The organism is Alteromonas macleodii (genome assembly GCF_903772925.1).
Lineage (GTDB): Bacteria > Pseudomonadota > Gammaproteobacteria > Enterobacterales > Alteromonadaceae > Alteromonas > Alteromonas macleodii_A.
In genome coordinates this window covers 363,515-384,492 of sequence record NZ_LR812090.1, presented here as the reverse complement: position 1 = coordinate 384,492, position 20,978 = coordinate 363,515, and the positions used below count along the sequence as shown (strand labels likewise).

General features: G+C 45.0%; 14 protein-coding genes. 6 read left to right on the top strand and 8 right to left on the bottom strand.

Annotated elements, in window-relative coordinates; translation table 11 throughout:
- Positions 1-206 precede the first annotated feature (206 nt).
- Positions 207-2,558, bottom strand: coding sequence for a penicillin-binding protein 1B (mrcB, locus tag PCAR9_RS01660; protein ID WP_179982131.1), 2,352 nt, complete (start codon positions 2,556-2,558; stop codon positions 207-209).
- Positions 2,559-2,826: 268 nt separating this feature from the next.
- On the opposite strand from mrcB, the gene PCAR9_RS01655 reads away from it, so the two are divergent.
- Positions 2,827-4,101 (top strand): lytic murein transglycosylase, encoded by a 1,275-nt coding sequence (locus tag PCAR9_RS01655; protein WP_179982130.1) that lies wholly within the window; start codon positions 2,827-2,829, stop codon positions 4,099-4,101.
- A gap of 88 nt (positions 4,102-4,189) precedes the next feature.
- On the opposite strand, the gene PCAR9_RS01650 is transcribed toward PCAR9_RS01655, so the two are convergent.
- Both PCAR9_RS01650 and PCAR9_RS01645 read right to left on the bottom strand, forming a co-directional pair.
- The gene (locus PCAR9_RS01650) at positions 4,190-5,002 is read right to left on the bottom strand and encodes a DUF4198 domain-containing protein (RefSeq protein WP_179982129.1); all 813 of its coding nucleotides are present in this window, start codon (positions 5,000-5,002) and stop codon (positions 4,190-4,192) included.
- 179 nt (positions 5,003-5,181) lie between these two features.
- Complete coding sequence (locus PCAR9_RS01645; RefSeq protein ID WP_179982128.1) at positions 5,182-7,905, bottom strand: ATP-dependent RNA helicase; 2,724 nt, start codon at positions 7,903-7,905, stop codon at positions 5,182-5,184.
- A gap of 186 nt (positions 7,906-8,091) precedes the next feature.
- Between PCAR9_RS01645 and thpR the strand changes: the two genes are divergently transcribed.
- A complete protein-coding gene (gene thpR / locus PCAR9_RS01640; RefSeq protein ID WP_179982127.1) occupies positions 8,092-8,745 on the top strand; it encodes an RNA 2',3'-cyclic phosphodiesterase in 654 nt (217 codons plus the stop codon).
- A gap of 224 nt (positions 8,746-8,969) precedes the next feature.
- The gene (purU, locus tag PCAR9_RS01635; RefSeq protein WP_179982126.1) at positions 8,970-9,824 is read left to right on the top strand and encodes a formyltetrahydrofolate deformylase; all 855 of its coding nucleotides are present in this window, start codon (positions 8,970-8,972) and stop codon (positions 9,822-9,824) included.
- Between the two features lie 77 nt (positions 9,825-9,901).
- Here purU and PCAR9_RS01630 read toward each other — a convergent pair whose 3' ends face one another.
- Both PCAR9_RS01630 and PCAR9_RS01625 read right to left on the bottom strand, forming a co-directional pair.
- The gene (locus tag PCAR9_RS01630) at positions 9,902-10,339 is read right to left on the bottom strand and encodes a hypothetical protein (protein ID WP_179982125.1); all 438 of its coding nucleotides are present in this window, start codon (positions 10,337-10,339) and stop codon (positions 9,902-9,904) included.
- A gap of 64 nt (positions 10,340-10,403) precedes the next feature.
- Positions 10,404-10,922 carry a YgjV family protein gene (locus PCAR9_RS01625; protein ID WP_179982124.1) on the bottom strand — a complete coding sequence of 173 codons (519 nt, stop codon included), beginning with the start codon at positions 10,920-10,922 and terminating at the stop codon, positions 10,404-10,406.
- Between the two features lie 255 nt (positions 10,923-11,177).
- Between PCAR9_RS01625 and PCAR9_RS01620 the strand changes: the two genes are divergently transcribed.
- Positions 11,178-13,367, top strand: coding sequence for a M3 family metallopeptidase (locus PCAR9_RS01620; protein ID WP_179982123.1), 2,190 nt, complete (start codon positions 11,178-11,180; stop codon positions 13,365-13,367).
- 360 nt (positions 13,368-13,727) lie between these two features.
- Entirely contained in the window at positions 13,728-15,638 is a 1,911-nt protein-coding gene (locus PCAR9_RS01615) for a methyl-accepting chemotaxis protein (RefSeq protein ID WP_179982122.1), read from the top strand.
- Positions 15,639-15,694: 56 nt separating this feature from the next.
- Here PCAR9_RS01615 and PCAR9_RS01610 read toward each other — a convergent pair whose 3' ends face one another.
- Entirely contained in the window at positions 15,695-16,282 is a 588-nt protein-coding gene (locus PCAR9_RS01610; protein ID WP_179982121.1) for a hypothetical protein, read from the bottom strand.
- Positions 16,283-16,471: 189 nt separating this feature from the next.
- Positions 16,472-17,326, bottom strand: a complete 855-nt coding sequence (locus PCAR9_RS01605) for a hypothetical protein (protein ID WP_179982120.1) — start codon at positions 17,324-17,326, stop codon at positions 16,472-16,474.
- Between the two features lie 213 nt (positions 17,327-17,539).
- On the opposite strand from PCAR9_RS01605, the gene PCAR9_RS01600 reads away from it, so the two are divergent.
- Complete coding sequence (locus tag PCAR9_RS01600) at positions 17,540-19,348, top strand: cation:proton antiporter (protein WP_179982119.1); 1,809 nt, start codon at positions 17,540-17,542, stop codon at positions 19,346-19,348.
- A gap of 275 nt (positions 19,349-19,623) precedes the next feature.
- Here the strand turns inward: PCAR9_RS01600 and PCAR9_RS01595 are convergent, their stop codons facing one another.
- Positions 19,624-20,934, bottom strand: coding sequence for a 3-deoxy-D-manno-octulosonic acid transferase (locus PCAR9_RS01595; protein ID WP_179982118.1), 1,311 nt, complete (start codon positions 20,932-20,934; stop codon positions 19,624-19,626).
- Positions 20,935-20,978: the final 44 nt, after the last annotated feature.

Genomic DNA, 20,978 nt, shown 5'->3' with positions numbered 1-20,978 from the left:
TTTGCTGTAAGTGCGCTGGTGTTTTCTACAGCGCGCCTATTCCTTCAGAAAGGTCACTGAAAACGCAATAAAAACAAATAGGAACCTAACCGACTACCGCTAAAAGATTTGCCTTCCCTGGGCCTTTTACTCCAGAGGGAGATAGAAAGCACGGACTGTATCCCAGCCAAGTGATTGTGTTTTCTATCTTCTTACTGGAGTTTTTTTCATCCGAATATCCGTTCCCACCAGCTTTTATCATCCTTGTCGCTGTCTTTGTCTACAGGACGGCCTGAACAATCTTGTTGAGGTGGAGGAAGCACATCCAAAATAGCCGGTACGCTTAAACTCCCAGCACATCCTGCAACCACAACCGCGCCGGTCTTGGCGTCAAAATGTGCAATGCCTAAGCCTTTTGGGAAACGCCTTGATAATGACTTGGGTGACTGAGATTTCATGTAGTTTATAAAGACGGGTAAGGCCCCACCTGCACCGGTCAAATTAACCGGTTGGTTGTCATCATTGCCTACCCAAACCGTAACCACATTGTTTCTATCGAAGCCACTAAACCAGCTATCGCGGTAATCGTCTGTGGTGCCCGTTTTGCCAGCCATATTCACATTCCCAAAATTCCAACCGATGCGCTTCGCAGTACCTTCGGTGGTTACTTTATACAAGGCATAGTTGAGCAAATAGGTTGCTGCTTCATCGGTGCGCTGAGCAAAAAACTCCGCCTTTTTCCAAAGCAGCGCGTTATCTGCTGTTACTACAGAAGTCACCGTATGAAGAGGTATGTAACGCCCATCATTTGATAAGGTCTGGTACATTTGGTTTGTACTAAATGGTGTCAATTCAAAAGCACCAAGGGTCAACGACGGTACTTTATCTACAGGGGTGGTTACCCCTAATCGCTCTATCGTATCGGCTAGCGCATCAAGCCCTATCTGCATGCCTAAATTAACCGTAGGTATATTTAAAGACTCGACTAGCCCTTGAAGTAAAGGCACCTGGCCTCTGAACTCTTTATCGTAGTTTTGCGGCGACCACGTTTTTCCATTTCGACTTTCAAGGGTAATGGGTTCGTCTTTAAGCGGCGTTGCCAAGTTAAATTGTGTTGGATCTTCTAGTGCGGTTAAGTAAACCGCAGGTTTAATCAACGAGCCTATAGGGCGTTTTGCGTCTAGTGCTCGGTTAAAGCCTTTGAACGCAAAGTCTTTTCCGCCAACGATAGCGCGTACTTCACCACTTGCACTATCTGTGACTACCATTGCGCCCTGTAATGGCACTTTCCTGTCTTTTTGCAAACCGTCTAGCGTACCCGACAATGCACTTTCAGCGCGGCGCTGGGCTACGATATCAAGTGTTGTAAACACTTTTACGCCCGAATCTCTTAAGCTAGGCTCAGCCAGAATTTCATTGAGTTCCCGACGAACCTGCTCCATGAAAGCAGGGTGTTTACCGCTTGCTAGGCTCGCCCCACTGGCGAGCCCTAACGGCATATTCACAAAACGTTCGTAGTCTTGACGACTAATTTCATTTTCATCAAACAGCATGCGCAGCACTAAATCACGACGCTCTTTCGTGCGCTCAGCATATTTGCGTGGGTTGTAATAAGATGGGCCTTTAATAATAGCAACCAACGTGGCTATTTCGGGCGTACTTAGCTCGTTAGCTGGTCGGTCAAAATAGAAATAGCTAGCAAGTCCAAAACCATGTACGGCCATATCGCCATTTTGCCCCAAAAACACTTCATTTAAGTACGCTTCAATAATTTCTGATTTGCTGTAACGGGCATCAATGATCACCGCCATAATGGCTTCTTTTGCCTTACGCACAATGGAACGCTCACGGGTTAAAAACATGTTTTTAACCAGCTGCTGCGTTAGCGTACTGCCGCCTTGAACCGTTCGTCCGGCTGCAATGTTTGCCATTAGAGCCCGCAATATTGAAAGCGGCGCAACGCCATGGTGATTATAAAAATTGCGGTCTTCCACCAGGGTTAGCGCTTTTGGCAACATGTCAGGAATGGTGTCTAACGTTACCAGCATACGGTCTTCTTGAGACCCGCTTGTCATGCGCGTTACTAACCAGGGTTCTAGCTTTGCAGAACCATACGGGCGGCCTTGCGACTTGTCATAAATTTCCCCAATACGTGCACCTTCCCACGTGATCACTAAATGACGCAGAGGCTCTGCGCCTTCTGGAAACTGAAACGCGCGGCGCTGTACAGTCAGCACCTTATTTTGATAGCTATATTCACCGCTACTGTCGGCAAAGGTTACCTTGCGGTAGCCCAGCAAATTGAGTTCATCAATGACTTCTTGTGGCGTGATCTCCTCGCCTTTACTTACTTCTAAAGGACGTGCGAAGATTTGCGCAGGTACTTCCCACTTGTTACCCGAGAACGCATGTTTAATTTGTGCGTCGAGATAAAACGCATAAGCCCCGAGCACCACTAAGCCTATTAAAGCGACTCGCCAGAATAGCTTGAAAAACCACGAGCGCTTGGCTGAGCTCTTACCCTTGTTGGTTGTTTTGCTTTTTGAAGATGATTTGTTTTGTGTCTGTTTTTTTGCCACGTGAAAACGCCATGAAGATCATTGAAGATGACATCGCATACTTTGCGATATAGGTTTAACGAACGTCGCTTAAAACGTTAGTTTTAATGGTATCAACATTACCATTCGGGCCGCCGCTCAACAACTGTTTCCAAATATGCACACCTATTGCCCATTTACTATTGATGCGGAATAAAGTACTTCTGTACGTACTAGGAAAAGTGAATTTTACTCGCGTTTCACGGTCACAATGCGATAGCATGCTGGCAAGTAACACAGGAATCGTACTATGCGCTTAGCTTCATTTAAGTCTTCTTTTCTTTCTGATCGTTCACCTAAGAAGACCAAGTCTTACACCTCATTAATTCGTACATCTTTGGCTCTGCTTATTACTAGTGCGTCGATTAACACCGCTTATGCCAATGAACAATTTGCTAGCTGCACCGCCGTACTTGCAGATAAAGCAAAGCAAGAAGGGGTTAGCCAGCAAACCATTGATGATGTATTTCCTCACCTTGTTCATCAAGACCGTGTGATTGAGTTAGACCGAAGCCAACCTGAATTTGTACAAACCTTTCCAGGGTACTTTAGTAAGCGCGTTACCGATTGGCGCACTCAGAAAGGCAAAGAGATGTACGCTAAGCACGAAGCGCTTTTGCACAAACTCAGTGATAAGTATGGCGTGCCTCCTCACTACCTGCTCGCTTTCTGGGGCTTAGAAACAAACTTTGGCTCTTACAAAGGCAAAATGCCGGTACTTGATTCTCTTGCCACGCTGGCTTGTGACAAACGAAGAAGTAAATACTTTACCCAAGAGTTCCTTGTGGCCGTGAAGCTGATGGAACGGGAAAAGCTTCAAAAAGAAGACATGATTGGTTCGTGGGCTGGCGCTATGGGTCACACTCAGTTTATGCCTTCAGCCTATACACACTATGCCATTGACGGCGACGGCGACGGGCAAATTAATTTGTGGGCAAGTGAAGAAGATGCGTTATCTTCTGCCGCAAACTTCCTTGCAAGCCTAGGTTGGGAGCGCAGCTTCCGCTGGGGTCGTGAAGTGCAGTTGCCTGAGAACTTTGACTATCAAGAGTCTGGTTACAAAAATAGAAAACCTCTTAGCGAATGGAACGCTCAAGGCGTGAAGAAAGCCGATGGCTCTGCGCTGGGCGAAGACGATACCACAGCTTATGTTATCGTGCCTGCAGGGCATAACGGCCCTGCCTTTATTGCTTACAAAAACTTCCGCGTTATTATGCGCTGGAACAACTCTGAGTTTTATGCCATCGCCGTAGGCGTATTGGCCGACCGCATCGCTGGAGCGTCTGGTATTAAAGCAACCTTACCTGATCTCCCCGCCTACAGCCGCAAAGACATTATTGCGCTTCAAAGTAAGCTAAATAATTTAGGCTTCGATGTGGGCAAACCCGACGGCATCATTGGCCCTGCCACTCGCGAGGGTATCCGCAACTACCAAATTAGCAATAATATGATCGCAGATGGTTTTCCAGGTTTGGAAGTAATGGCAGCCCTCAACATTGACCTGGCAAGCAAGGCTACCTCTTAAACTTGATTAAAACAGCGCCCTTTCAAGGGCGCATTAATCATTTGGTATTTTTAGTAATCGGTAAGATAAACACCGTCCAGCTTATTGGTTACTGAACGTATTCAAACGTTAGACTTGAAAAGTAAGTTTCAAAATCTGCTGCAGAACTATTTGTAAGGGGTACGCCCCAAACCGTATTTAGCATAACAGGCCCTTCGACATTAACTTTAAACGTCGCCTTTCCTTCACTGTCAGTTTTAACCGCTTGCACTTCCACGCTGTGATCAACTAAGGATGCTGCATCGATAAGTGCATTGCTTAAGGGCTTTCCTTTGAACAACACCTGAACAGATAGAGTGTTATCTGAGAGTTTATAAGGGTGTTCAAGGGGCACTATTTCTAACGTGTGGCCAATTGGTTTTATGGCATTGTCCGTTATTGCCTCACCTACTTGTACAATGGTTTTTGCTTTCCTTGAATAAAGCTCTTTTCCGGCGATATCGTTTTGCCCTCTCGCCTCGCGATGGGCTAGTATTTCTGTTAAACCTTCATCTTTCGCATACTGATTAAACTTCTTCGCTTTTAGTACACTAGTCGCATGATAGCTTTCAAACCCTATAACGTGAGTGCCAGGTGAAAGCTCGACCGTTTTAGCCATGCCGGGTAGCATTGACGTTTTAGGTACTACGCTGGCGGCCATATCACTCACGCCATTAGAAGAATAAGTGCGCAACGCGACTATCCTATCCCATGACAGGTTCCAGTGAGAGGTATCTTCTTTATGGCCTACTTTAAACTGCAAGGCAACAGCACTTGGCTCTTGTGAACGGTAGCTTGCTGGCTCTAACCAAAAATCGTGAGCCCGAGCACTTAAAGATGTAGCAAACAGAAAGCCCACGGTGGCTAAACTGGATAATTTCATAGTGTAAGGTTACCTAAATAAAAGTTTGTAATTGCTACCATCAACTTAGCTTAGTTTTTATTGTGTAACCACTGTCGTTAAAAACAGACTGTGTAAGAGACTGGCGTATAAGCAATGGCTAGTGTTTGAAATACACAACAATCAAATAAAAACAATAAGAGGTATGGCCGCATCAACGGCTACATATGTTTTTTTGTCTTGCTGGTCGGCAATGCATTGGCAGGATCATCCGGCCAAAAGTGCTTGGGGTAACGCCCCTTCATCTCTTTTTGTATTTCTTTATAGCTGCCTTGCCAAAACGCACCTAAATCACTGGTGGTTTGCAGTGGCCTACCTGCTGGCGACAGCAGCTCGCACACAACAGTAACTCGCCCACCCGCTAAGGTTAATGGAGCGCTTTGCGAATACAATTCTGGCATTTTGACCGACAGCACCACATCCCCATTGTCGCGATAATCTAGGCTAGCCTCTCTGCCCGTAGGAATAGTCACGTGAGTGGGCAAAAGCGTGGCCAATGCGTCTTGCTGAGGCCAAGATAACCCATTATTCAAGACAGTTTTCCACGGTAACTGCTTAAGGCTTTTGATACTTTTACAGCTTTTTAAAACAGGCGCTAGGCTGTCTTTTGCCCTATGCACCAAGTCGCTTAATGACAATGGCCAGGGATCTGGTTCGTCAAAAGCTTTATCTTGCGGTAAATTGAGCTTTGCGGCCAACTGAACTCTTCGCCACCATTGCCAATCGGCATCCGACAGTGGCCAATTGGATAACGGCAAGGTATCGAGATAGGCAAACCAAGCATCGCACATTGCGCTATCCCAAAACGCTTTTTCGCGGCTTTTTTCCTGTCCGGATACTGGCGCACTATTTAGCGTTATGTCATAAAACCCCGTACTTACTCTGGCTTCCATTACGCCAGTTTCGCTGTTAAGAATAACGCTACGCTTTTCGCTAAATGCGTCAGGGAAAGCTAAACGCAACCTGCGCTCAGGGACACGCTCAGCTAGACGTATTGCCACTGTGCTTTTGATTAGCTGCCCCTCAAGCACGGCTATCCACGGGTGATTGTCCTTTTCGCTTTCATTGGAAAATGTACTACCGGCTGTAGCGGTTAGCTCAGCCCCCTTCCCACTCGCCAACTTGTACTCAATAATATGAGACTGTGAAGCACCGCTTCCCGTAGCCCCCTTCGTTGTCACTTTCGAATTACCAAAATTACCGCCATGGTTGCTTGGCGCATTTCGCCGGTAGCCCACCTGCAAAGGAAAGGCGATGGCGATACAAAGGCCAAGGGCGTGTTCGTCTAATGCGTTGATGTCAGGCTTAAAACTCTGCGTTTTTCCCTTCTCGCTTTGCACATAGCGCGCATAACGAGAAGCCTGTTGTATAAGCTGATTGCGAGTACTGCTATTAGCATGAAGCAGCGCATCCATTACGTTTGTCGCACCATTTACATTAATATTGCTTTCGCTTATAGCCACTACAAAAGGTGCTGCAAAGCGAAGCGCACTATTTTCATCAGCACTTAGCCCCTCTATACCTGTTTTTGCCGTTAGCAATAAATGGGCTAAATGAGGCTGACATGGCAACTGGGCCAACGCTCTTCCATAAGGGGTAATGTTTGCCTTTGAAACAGCATTAACTCGGCAAAGCTTTTGTTGTGCGACCTGCAGTTGTGCTTGTGTAGGTTGAGTCAATAATGCCAACGTATCTGGGCTGCTACCCCACGCCAGAGTATCAAGCAAGAAGCTGCTTAAGTCCTCTTTCTCAATTTGCGCCGCATTATGTTTGGCCAAACGCTCGAAGCTGCTTTTACTGCATAACCTATAGCAGGTACCGGCCATTACCCGTCCTGCTCGCCCTGCTCTTTGCGTGGCTGATGCTTGCGAAATACGTTGCTGGGTAAGCGCAGTAATATCGCTTGAAGGGTGATACTGAGCGCTGTTCTCCCACAGAGTATCAATAACTACTGTCACGCCTTCAATGGTTAAACTTGTCTCTGCAATGTTGGTAGATAATATGATTTTTCGTTTACCCTGGGGGTCTGGCGCGATGGCTGCTTGTTGTGCTGATTTTCCTATAGCGCCATAAAGCATGTGAACGGCTATGTCCGCACTTTCAGCTAACCCTTTTATTTCTCTGGCAACAGCATTTATGCTTCCTCGGCCGGGAAGGAACACTAAAATATCACCATCGTGCTCGCTTACTGCCTGTTTTATGAGATTACTGGTTTTCGGTACCAACTCATAAGCCTGCACATCTTGGGTGTAGCGAACATCAACAGGAAACATACGACCTTGCGTTTCCAAGTTCGCTACTGGCAGTACGCTAAACCCATTGAGCAATGTTTGAAGTGGCGCAATATCCAAGGTTGCCGACATCACCACTAGGCGTAAGTCATCGCGAAGCCCAGACTGGACTTCAAGTGCCAGCGCCAACCCAAAGTCACTATGAATACTGCGCTCATGAAATTCATCGAAGACAATAGCATCTACACCGGTAAGCTCTGGGTCTTGCTGAATCATGCGCGTTAATACGCCCTCGGTTATTATCTCAAGCCGAGTAGCTGACGACGTTTTTGACTCGCCCTTTATACGATAACCAACTGTTTCACCCACGTTTTCATTTAACTGTTTTGCTAAGTGGTCAGCAAGATTTCTTACCACCACCCGGCGAGGCTGCATGAGCAAGATTTTTCCTTTTAGCGAAGATTGCAGCAGCGACAAAGGCAGCACAGTAGATTTCCCTGCCCCCGGAGGCGCCCCTATGATGATGTTGTTAGTCGCTACGGCTTCTTGTAGCGGCGTAACAAGTTCATAAGCGGGTAGGTGAGAAAACGGTTGTAACATAAAGGGCATAAAGGTGTTATAAGTTGGTGGGTATAGTGTACCTGATGTAAACAATGCACTCGAACATCACAGCTATTTTTTTAAATTTGGTAAATACTCAATACGCGGGACTTGTTTTGGAACTCGTCCACAGCGCCATGATAAACTTATTATCGTACAGACGTTCGCTGCCTTCTTAAGTTTGTGGACAGCAATACTGTTTAATGTACATAGATAGGGCAAATTTAAAGGAGGAAAGCTATGCGAAGCTTTATTGGTTTAGATCTTAGCGCCACAGAAAAACTTGCTCTAGATAGCTGGCGTCAACAGGCGTTGCCTGAAGTAATGCCTCGTCAATGGGTGAAAAGCGAGGTAACTCGTACTCGTAAGTCTGGCAACAAGCGTAACGAGCACATCAACAGCCAAGGGCCCGCAGTACCTTATGCTGTGCCAGCAGCAAACTTTCATATAACGCTTTGCTTTTTAGGCGAGATAAATCACCGTCAGCACGAAGCGCTTGTGTATGAACTCGATCAGCTCGTCAGTGAACCATTTTCTCTGGCTCTCAATGCCACTGGGTTATGGAATGGGCCTAAAATACTCTTTGCTGCACCTACTGATACGCCAAAGGCACTTAATGAGCTCGCTAAATTGTCGCGAAAAGCGGCCCGTAAAGCGGCAATCGAAGTAGAAAACAGAGAGTATAAGCCTCACGTCACTCTTGTGAGAAAGGCTACGTCAACATTGCCGCTACCGCTTTACAGCCCAAGCGTAGACGTTCACATCTCAGCATTTCACCTATTTGAGTCTGTAACTACGCCGCAGGGAGTGACCTACCCTATTCGTCAATCTTGGCCGTTGAAACATAATATGTCGGTAAGAGAGAAACTTCGTCGCGGTATTACAGATGAGTAAACCAGCTAAATAATGAATGGCGAACTAAGAAAAATGTACTGCCGCACCGGATTATCCGCACCTGCAAAACTATGACAAACGCCTTTTTATGGCTAAGCAGCTGTGATCTATGGGTGTGATTATGAGTTATAGCAATTTAAGCTGGTTTTAAATTGCCTATAGCCTTTACAACGCCTAGCGTCACGGGTAAAAAGATAGCCTGTTTTTTTATTCAAACTGCCCACATGCAACAAACATTTAGATTAGTTATAGACTGCCCTGACCAAATCGGGCTAGTTGCCAGCGTGTCGCAATTTTTAGCCGACCATAACGCTACCATCGTTGAGGCCAGCCATCATACCGATTTACAGACCGGCCGCTTTTTCATGCGCCATGAAATTAGTACAGATTCGCTAAAACTAGACCACCAAAGCTTTGTTAAAGAGTTCACCCCACTTGCTAACGAGTATCAGATGAACTGGAAACTCAGTGATTCAGACAAAAAACAGCGCGTTGCTTTGTTAGCGAGCCTTGAGTCTCACTGTTTAGTTGACCTGCTTCATCGCTGGCATACTGGCGAGTTGCACTGTGATATTCCAGTAATTATTGGCAACCACCCGCAAATGAAACAGTTTGCTGACTGGTACAAAGTACCTTTTCATTGGGTAGACTTTAAAGCCTTAGGAAAAGAAGCAGCATTTGCGCAAATCACCACCTTACTTCAAGAGTACAAAATTGATTTGACCGTGCTTGCCCGTTTCATGCAGATTTTACCTGATACGCTATGCCAAGAGCTGGAAGGTAAAGCCATTAACATTCACCACAGCTTCCTACCTAGCTTTGCCGGCGCTAAGCCATATCAGCAAGCTTATGATCGCGGCGTAAAATTAATTGGCGCAACGTGTCATTACGTCACCAAAGACTTAGATGAAGGTCCGATCATTGAGCAAAGCGTAAAACGAATCAGCCATAGCGACAGCGCAGCTGACATGGTGCGCAAAGGTAAAGACTGTGAAGTAACCGCACTGGCTCACGGTGTGCGCTACCATTTAGAAGACCGCGTAATTATTCACAGAAACAAAACCGTGGTATTCGCGTAAGCTTTTACAATTACCTAATAAAAAAGCCCGACAGTAACATTACTCTCGGGCTTTGATTTGGTCGAGTCTCGCTCTATCTAGACATTCTTTTTCACGTTATTGAACCCATCTTCACCAAGTACTTCTTGAAGCCTAGCTTGTATTACGGCTTCCTTGTGTGGATAGTGAAAATCGAAACCTCTGCCATTTTTATCTAAAATTACTCCTAGATATTGGTGAGAAAAATTAAGCGCATAAATCGTGTCAGCATTCACTTTTAGTGGCTCGCGGTCATAACCGTGCAAATAGTGAAACACAACGCTCTCATTCTCTTTTTCTATTAAGCTTTCGATAGAATATTTCTTGCTAAGGCCCCTGCTTCTGAAATAGGAAACATAGCCAATAAGAAGCCCTACACTACTAATGGTCATTGCAAGCTTCAGATCGTCTTCTACGTTTAAGCGCAGGACAAAAAGCGCCAATAGAAAAGCCGGAACACCAAAAAATATTGCTTTGTCGATGGGTTTACGTTGCATTACCTTGCCTGTGGATTCAATTCCGTTTGACAATAAATACATCACAAAACAACTATATATTCAACTAAATTGGGCTAGTGCGCATGGCACGTCTAAGCTTCATGTAGTACCACAGGTTTGATACTGCAAATAGCGCTTCAGTAATAGCTAAGCCCCACGTTTGAGTAATCACACCGTATGCCGTGAAGTTGATTGAACCTATAATCATACACACGCGAAGGCCAGCCTCTTTACAGTGCAGTTCGCCAAAGCGATAAGCCATAAAAGTTAACACAGGCATAGCCTCAATCAGCGAGGTTTTACCGGTTAAATTATTTACTGTCAGTACAATCACCATCATAGTGATTAAGGTAATGTAAGTTGCAATAGGCGACAGGAGCTTATTTTTTATTATGCGATAGCTGGTACTCATTCCTGCTACCGTTATAACTACAACTCCTCCCCATGCTTGCTCAAAAGCCAAAAGAGAACCAATAGCAATACATAAACCTAAATTCAGCAGCAGTAACTTGCGTTCAGTATTCGACCAAAAGGAGGCCAAGGCGAATGCTACGGGAAACCCGTGGAGAAGAAATTCAAACATGGTGATCACAGTAAATAAGTCAATGGTTTACGCGCTGTGGAATACAGCTAATTCAGAACGCGCGCAGTGTAATTTCCAACCAGCGCAAAGCCAATCAAAATTTGTGCAATTTCGACGAATTGCATACCAGTACGATTTCCCCTCCAAACCGCTGTACTGCAAGGAATTACGTTAAAGAGCATTTAACTTATTTTTACATTATCTTAAGATGGTTTTTGTCAAAAAACCTATAGATAAAAACAGACAGGAAAACTCATGGGTAAATTTAAAACATCACTTACCGCTATAGCGGTTGTGGTTGCACTTGGTGCATGTTCACAGCAAAAGGCACCAGAAACGTCTAGCACAGAAGTGCAAAATACAACGGCATCTCAACAAGCACAGTTTGATAACGTGCTGCTTCAAGAGTTTAAAGGCCCCTATGGCGGTGTACCTGCGTTTGATAAGATGAATTTGGAAGATTTAAAGCCTGCGCTGGAAAAAGCTATGGAATTGAATCTTAAAGAAATTGAAGCTATCGCGAACAACGAAGCGCCACCAACGTTTGAAAACGTTATTGTAGAAATGGAGCGGGCAGGTGCAGAGCTGGGGCGCGTATTCACTTACTACGGCATTTGGAGTTCAAACAAGTCGAGCCCAGAATTCCGCGAAATTCAGGCAGAAATGTCGCCTAAGCTATCAGCTTTCTTCACGCAAATTACGCAAAACGAAAAGCTTTTTGAAAGAGTTAAAACGGTATATGAGTCTGACGAGTTAGATTCACTTACGCCAGAAGAACAGCGTATAACATGGATGACCTACAATAGCTTCGCACGCAATGGTGCGACCTTAGATGGCGAAGCGAAGAAGCGCTATGCTGAAATTAACCAAGAGCTTGCTACGCTACACACTAAGTTTTCTAACAATGTACTAGCAGACGAAGAAAACTACGTTACCTATATTACTGAAGACCAGCTTGACGGTTTGCCTGCCTCATTTGTTAAGGCAGCAAAAGCGGCAGCCGAGTCTCGCGGCGAAGAAGGTAAATATGCAATTACCAATACGCGTTCGTCTATGGACCCGTTCTTAACATACTCCACCAATCGAGAGCTTCGCGAGAAAGTTTGGCGTACTTACTACAACCGCGGTGACAATGCTGACGAGTTTGATAACAACGACATTATTAAACGTATCTTAACTCTTCGTGACGAGCGCGTTGAGCTATTAGGTTACGAAAATTACGCTCAGTGGCGCTTAGAAGATCGCATGGCAAAGAACCCAGAAAATGCCATGGACCTTATGATGAAAGTATGGCCTGCCGCTATTGCTCGTGTTGAAGAAGAAGTGGCCGACATGCAAGCCATTGCAGATGAAGAAGGTGCAGACATCACTATTGCACCATGGGACTACCGCTTCTATGCAGAAAAGGTGCGCCAGGCGAAATACGACTTAGACTCAAACGAAGTAAAGCAGTACTTACAGCTTGATAAGCTTCGCGAAGCCATGTTCTACGTTGCTGGTCGCTTGTTCAACTTCAATTTTACACCTGTTGAAGAAGGCAAAGTGCCGGTTTTCCATGAAGATGTAAAAGTATGGGAAGTAACAGATAAAGACAGCGGTGAACACATTGGCCTTTGGTATCTTGACCCGTTCTCACGTCAGGGTAAGCGCTCTGGTGCTTGGGCAACTACATACCGCTCTTACACTACCTTTGATGGCAAGAAAACCGTATTGTCTTCTAACAACTCGAACTTCGTAAAAGGCGCTGAAGGCGAAGCCACGCTTATTTCGTGGGACGATGCTGAAACCTACTTCCACGAATTTGGCCATGCACTTCACTTCTTAGCGTCCGACGTTGAATACCCGTCGTCGCATTCTGGTGTACGCGATTACACTGAGTTCCAGTCTCAGTTGCTAGAGCGCTGGTTAACTACCGATGAGGTTATCAACAACTACCTGGTTCATCACGAAACAGGCGAGCCAATTCCAGCAGAACTAGTTGAAAAGATTAAGAAGGCCTCAACCTTCAATGAAGGCTTCAAAACCACTGAGTACATGGCTTCTGCCATTATGGACCTGAAGTATCATACTACCGATCCTAGCAAGATTGACCCTGATACTTTTGAGCGTGAAGAGCTTAAGAAGCTGGACATGCCAGAAGAAATTGTGATGCGTCACCGCTCACCTCATTTCGGCCACGTATTCTCAGGCGAAGGTTATGCGGCGGCCTATTATGGCTACATGTGGGCAGAAGTGCTAACTGCTGATGCTGCAGAGGCCTTTATGGAAGCACCGGGTGGTTTCTACGATAAAGAAGTGGGCGACCGCTTAGTGAAATACCTATTTGCTGTGCGTAACGCAATGGATCCAGCTGAAGCGTATCGCAAATTCCGTGGCCGTGATGCCAAAGTAGACGCACTAATGCGCGACCGCGGTTTCCCTATTCCTAAGGAAACGAAAGAGTAAGCGTTAGCTGATGCTCTAATAAGCATTGCTTAAACTAGCCCTCGGTTCTATGAGTAGTCCGAGGGCTTTTTCGTTTATGTTTACTACCAGTCCACATAGATAAAGTCTAATATTTTTTGTTGACCTGTTGGTCAATTATGCTTCACAATCGTTTTGACCTATTTATTAGCAAAAAGTATAAACTTTACAAACAATAGGTCGATAACTTCTCTGCGCTTAAAAAATAATAAAAGCACGAGCGTAAGAATCATAAAGTAGTACTGGCCCGCCTAGGATTCAGTATCAGACGTTGCTGTGCCTGCAATGCCACGTCACCTTTAATCTATAAATTTTCAGCATTAACTTACGTGGTCGAAAGTCATGACTTTCAGTATTAAACAAAAACTCATTATTTCTCTTATTGTGGCAGTACTTGCCGCAGCTATTCTTGTAGGTTCAATTAGCCAATGGATTGCCCGTGATCTCGTTAAAGAGAACATGGAAGAACTACAGCTCCCTTCTTTACTGAAACAGGTTGGCAACCGCGTAGACAGAGAGGCCAGTGTAATGCTGACTGTGGCGCACAGCATTGCCTCTAACCCCGATATTCTCGCTTGGTCATCAGCCGGCGCCGATAGCGCTGGCGAACGGCGTTTACTGGGCTATCTAAATAATATAGTTGAATTTAACGATTTAACGGTAGCCTCGTTTGTAGACAGAAACACCTACAAATATTGGAACCAAGATGGCTTTTTGCGTGTACTTAAGAACGATGAGTTCGACGGGTGGTTTTTCGCTTACAAAAATAGTGGCGAACCCATCTCGCTGAGTTTGTACAACGAACCCGGACAGGGTTACCGCCTGTTTGCGAATTATCAGCAAGTAAACGGCAGAGGTATGTCGGGTGTTGCTAAATCGGTAGATGAGTTATTAGGTATTATCAATGCCGTTAAAATTGCACAAACCGGATTTGTCTTTCTTGTAGACGGTAGCGGTACTATTATCGCACACCCCAATACTGATTTACTGGGCAAAGCCAAATTAGCGACAATAAGTGATTCGAACACAGCAGGACAACTGCTTAATCGTCAGGGTTTCGCTATGGCCACCAGCGACTCAGCAGGCGATACACAGTTATTTGCCAGTACCTATGTGGAAAAGGCGGGCTGGTACGTAGTAGCGCAAGTACCCGAGCACGAACTTTATGCATCTTTAGATGCGGGTAGCCGCCAAATCATTATATGGGCGTTGATCATAGCCGGTGCTTTTGCATTCATCGGTATATGGCTAGCTGGAACCCTTACCAAACCACTTGAATCACTCGCTGATGTTTTCCAACAGCTCGGCAGAGGGCAAGGCGATTTACGTTCTCGAATTCCTATGCCTGAACAAAAAGAAATTGCCCGCTTAGTAGAAGGGTTTAATAACTTTATCGACCACCTTCACGGCACTATCTCTCAAGTGGCTAAAACAAGCCATGCATTAAAAGCATCGGCTCAGGATGTAGCAAAGCAATCTCATCAAACTGAAAACTCTACTAAAAGCCAACGGGATCAGACGTTGCAAGCAGCTGCGGCATTAACGCAGATGGGCAGTACAGTAAATGAAGTGGCACAGTCAGCTACTCATGCCGCGCAAAATGCGAATTTAGCAACCACAAACTCGGCTCACGGTCGCGAAATTACTCAGCGTGCAGTGCATGCGATAAACGGCCTGTCAGAGCAAATTCAAGATGTATCACGAGTTATTCAGTCGCTAGATGAACACACCGCAGCCATTGGCGGTATCCTTGATACGATAAGAGGTATTTCGGAGCAAACTAACCTACTTGCGCTTAATGCTGCAATTGAAGCTGCGCGGGCTGGCGATCACGGTCGAGGCTTCTCGGTTGTTGCCGATGAGGTTCGAACTTTGGCGCAACGTGCCGCCCAAGCGACTGATGAAATACAGGTTAAAATTGACAAGTTTCAGCAAGATTCTAAATCTGCGGTTTCGCAAATGGAGTCGAGCCGTACGCGCACCACTGATGTTGTAACCGCAACCACTGAAATTGACAAGTTGCTTCAAGATATCGCCGAAGAGATTGCTCATATCAATGATGTGAATACGCAAGTTGCCACTGCAACCGAAGAACAAGCGACTGTGGTTGAAGATATAAACCGAAACATCAACGATATTAGTGCATCTAGTGAAGAAACCTTAAATGCAACGCAAATATTGGTGAATGTAAGTGACAAACTTGACGAGCTGGCGCAGGAACTTTCGCTAGAAGTGAGCAGGTTTAAGTTGTAAGAAGCTTATAGTGCTATACGCCAAACAGTTGGTAAAAAAACCTTGTTCGCCATTATTTAGAAGGTAATGGCGTATTGCACTTTTACTTGATTATCACGGCTTGAGCGCCACGGTAGTTGAAGTGAGGCACCACCACTTTCCCACGATTCTCTCATGGCGCCTACAGTAAGTAGGTGCCTATCTTCGTTAAACGGAACTTCAACGTATAGGCCAGCCGTTGTGCTAGTTGGTAGTCTTATCGTATCAGCAACCGGGATACGCATTTCATGACGAGGGCGCACTTTATGGCTCAACCCTAAGCGGTAATCTCCTCTATCCCACCAGCTGACTACTTCGAACTCGTGGCTTTTCACGCGCTGAGATAAAACACCGTAGTCAAGAAGCCCTTTGTTGTAGTGCACAATGGCTTCAATGTTAAACATTGGCGCTATTTTTTGGCTGAATGCTAATTGGTACTGCTTCTGTTTACAGCCTTTGAATTTAATTTTGTTTTTGGTGAGAGTTAAAGAGAAGATATCATCGCTGTCTGAATACTTGTTTAGCCATTGTTGCGCTTTTTCAACCACTGAAGCATTAGCAGCACCTGCCATCATTAAACATGAGCAAGTGCACATTGCCAAAATAGCATGTACGAAACGTCTCATCTTCGCCCCTCTTAAAATGTGGTTGGTTAAAACAAACGTAAACACAGTTTTAGTATAGGCAGGAAAGAGGGTAATTGGGTATTAGCCATTTTACTAACAACAGCTAAAAGATAACTTAAATAGAATTGTGACGAGTGATGAAAGCGCGCTTGCTCACAGTTGTTAACAAGCGTAACGACCGAATTTTGCTTATTTTTGTGTTATTTGAGCGCTAGACAATGACGCCTTCCGCCCTTCCGTTGCTTCTTCACTAAACCAATAGGTGCCCTTGTTATCTACGCATACACCTTCAACTTGCTTATATCGCTCTAACGGCCATATATCAAAAAGCGTATAGTCTTGTGATATTTGAGCGATAAACGTTGCGAAATTGCCAAAGGGATCTGATTTATACCCTGTGATAACGAACATGCCTTGATGATGGTCGAAATCAACGCCAGTTACTACACCTGGTAGGCCTTCAATCGATGCAAAGGGGCTGATAGTTTGTTCTGTTTCCCCTTCGTTGACCTTGTAAACATGAGTAATGCCCGTTCTCCAGCTTTTTGAGAACAGAAGCAGTTCATTACCGTACTTGACCATCGCTTCTGAATCGAAATCGTGTGCGTAAGGAATATTGCTCGAAGCATTATTGCCTGCATATTTTAGCGTGAAGGTAGTTATTTCGTTTGTGTTGCGGCGATTTACTTTGTGAACTTCAACCTTCTCTCTTTTTCCTTTATTGTTTCCAACATCTGCAATGTAAAACGACGTGTCATCAGCGGTTATTGCTTCCCAGTCTCTATTAGTCAGTGGTAAACGCGTCCGCTCGGTTATCTCACCTTGGTAATTAATACGGTAAATTATTGGTGCGTTGCCTGAGTCATTAAGCGAATACATACTATCAATTTCACAAAACAAACCCGACGTTTCCGAAAGCTCTTCAGGCAATTCCACAACACTCTTAACGTTAAACGAAGCGCCCGAGGTAGGATATTGATTCGCGCATGCAGACGCTAGTAAAAGCGCTGACGTCAAAAGTGCAAGTTTAAAAAGAGAGTTCAAAAAAGTCGTTCCTAAAAGACCGGTAATCTCTTGTAATAATACCAAAGCTTTTAAACATCTAATATGTATTTAGCGCGCTAAAAATGGTCTATTGGTCTAAACTTCAAACCCAAGCGTATATCGCTATGGGCTAATGCTTGGCCTAAAGTCTCTATATGACAAATATTTAGGCTGATATAGGATGAATAAATAATAACGCGATAAGGATTCACTTTGTCAGACCCGCTTCTCTCACTCGTTGCAGTAGGATTGCTGTCAATTACATGCCAATACTTAGCTTATAAGGTAAGGCTTCCTGCAATTTTGCCGCTCTTAATAGTCGGTATTGTTGTCGGCCCGGTATTCGGTGTACTTAATGCGGACGACTTATTCGGCGATTTATTGTTTCCCGTCGTTTCTCTCTCTGTTGCCATTATCTTGTTCGAGGGCTCACTGACGCTAAAGTTTAGTGATATTGCGGGCCATGGCAATATGGTGAGGAACCTGTGCTCTATCGGTGTCTTAGTCACTTGGGTGGTTGCGGCGACAGCCGCACACTATAGCCTAGACCTTTCATGGCAGTTGTCCTTTTTGTTCGGTGCAATTGTTACTGTAACTGGACCTACCGTTATTGTTCCCATGTTAAGGACTGTACGACCTAAAACCAACCTAGCCAATATCTTACGTTGGGAAGGTATAGTTATCGATCCCATTGGAGCCTTGTTAGCGGTACTGGTATTCGAATTCATCGTAGCGTCACAAGAAACAGCTATTACACATACACTCATTGCCTTTGGAAAAACCGTCGGTATAGGCTCCGTATTGGGGCTTGCCTCAGGCTATTTACTGGGCCTATCTATTCGTAAGGAATGGATCCCCCACTATCTGCTTAATACCGCTGTGTTAACCGTTATTTTAGGTGTATTTGCAGCATCAAACTACGTAGCGCATGAATCGGGCCTTTTGGCGGTGACCATCTCTGGTATGGTGTTGGCCAACATGAAAGATGTTGATGTAGAAGACATCCTCGAATTTAAAGAAACCCTAAGCGTTTTACTTATTTCAGGTTTATTCATACTGCTTGCTACGCGACTGAACTTACAGTCTGTCATCGATGTAGGATGGGGATCGATTGTGGTGCTAGCCGCTATTATGTTTATAGCTCGCCCCCTGTCAGTATTAGCATCGTCCATTGGTACTGGACTTAAGCTGAATGAATTAGCGTTGCTAAGTTGGATTGCTCCACGTGGTATCGTTGCTGCAGCAGTCTCAGCCCTGTTCTCTCTTAAGCTTGAAGAAATCGGTTATGAAGGAGCGGGTATTATCGTTCCTATCGTCTTTATGGTGATTATCGCGACGGTTGTAGTGCAAAGTCTTACCTCTCGCAGTGTTGCATCTCTTCTTAAGGTTAGAGCGCCGGCGCCTACTGGCTACCTTATTTTTGGAGGTAGCAAATTCAATCGCGCCCTTGCGTGTGAAATGTTGAATCAAAAGTTGGACGTGACTATTGCAGATACTAACTGGGATGCGATTAGAGAGGCGCGCATGATGGATATTCCGGTGTATTTCGGTAATCCTATGTCCGATCATGCTGCTAGACATCTCGATTTAAACACCTTTGGCACTGTATTGATAATGTCGCCTTACAAACAATTGAACCCACTTATTGCTTATCACTTTGAGTACACTATGGGTAAAGACAAAGTGTGGGCGCTAACCAATAATGAACAGTCTACGCGACCTAGTCACCAAGTTAGCGAGCAGTATGCTAAAAAGCTTACGTTATTTGATGAGGGTGTTACCTATGGCTATTTAGCGTCAGCCATTGCCCGTGAATCTGCGGTTAAAACGACCCGGCTTTCAGAAGAGTTTACCTTTGAGCAGTATACGAAGCAGTATGGTGAACGGGCTACGCCGCTTATTGCCATTAATGCCGAAGGTAAAAGCTACACCTTTATTAACGGCAACAGCATTCAGCCTAAAGCTGGCTGGCGCATTATCAGCTTGATTGAGCCAGAGCTTGAACAAAAAATAGAAGAGTAAAAATAAGAAAACCTCCTGCCTCTCGGCAGGAGGTCTCTCCCTGGAGAACACGTAACACAGTGCCCTTTTATTAAAGGTGCGTTTTTATTTGGATTTTACTGCCGATACGCTGTCGTAGGCTTTATAGCAAAGAGTAGACCAAATCAACAAAACCCATTCTTTACAATAACTTACATTAGTTTGCACACCCTGACTTTAACAGGTACCTCATAGAAAACCCCATTAAAGTGCACAGTGCGCACTATTAAGGGGCCCACTTTTTAACCATAAAACAATTAGTTAACGTATTTCCGTATGCACTGAACAGTAGCTTCAAGAGCACCACTATTTTCTTCTAATACTTTACGGCCAGCTTGTCCTGCCTTTTCTCGCTCATTGGGTTTTAGAAGCCATCTATTCACAATCGCCGACATTGCTTCCCCACTCTCTACTTTTATCAGCGCGCCACACTCTTCTAAGTAACTGCAGATAACCGGATTATTATAAGTGTGAGGGCCCATTATTATCGGAATAGAAAAGCTTGCAGGCTCTAGGGCATTGTGACCCCCTCTATCAGCTATGGAGCCACCAACAAAGGCGAAAGAAGCCACCGCATAGGCATCATTTAATTTGCCCATCTCATCGAGTAACACCACATTGGTATCTTCTGGTACGGATTGCACCTGAGAACTTCGAACAAACGGTAGCGATTTAGCTTCAATAAGCTTAGCTACCGTATCGAAACGCTCAGGGTGACGTGGAACAATAATTACTTTGAAGGGAGGGCTTTGTTGCCACAACTCTTTTGCTGCTTGAAGTACCGCTTCTTCTTCAAGGTCATGGGTACTCCCCGCTACAAGTATGGGGTAATCTGCTCGATTCAAACCTAAAAAAGGATGGTCCGGCGCGGTAGCAGAAGCTACCTGGTCGAACTTGATGTTGTTAGTAAGCGTAAGCTTTTTATCGGGCACCCCAAGCCATGCATAATTTTTGTAGTCGCGCTGCCCTTGGGCACAAATATGGTAAAGCTTAGCGAGCATAGGGTTAAACAACTTACCAATCTTTTTATAACGTCTGGCAGACCTATCAGTCATACGGGCGTTGACGACCATTACAGGTATATCCCGTTTCCAGCATGCGTGGATAAGGTTAGGCCATAACTCTACCTCGGTGATTAGCACAGCTTTGGGCTGAATTCTTTTGAGCATTCCTGCCATAGCCATATGCAGATCGTAAGGTAAGTAAAAGTGATGCACGCTGTCACCGAAGATTGCGCGTACCCGCGCAGAGCCCGTAGGCGTAGTGGTGGTCACCGTAATCTGGCAATCGGGCTCATCCGCCATGATACGTTTAATTAAACAAGAAGCCGCAACCACCTCTCCCACTGAAACACAGTGAAATAAGTATCCGTCTTTTTTAGGTGCATGTGCGACGAACCCAAAGCGTTCAAACCTTCTCCGGTTATAGTCTTTGTTTCTGGTGGTACCTCTTAGCATTAACTGTAAAAAGGCGAAGGGAATAATGAACACTAATATCAGCGAATATCCCCATCGGCATATATCTTCAATAAGTGTGGGTTTGTAGCCGTTACGCTCGGCAGCAAACATAAATTGTCCTTAATGGTAAACATAAACGCATACATAATCGTTAA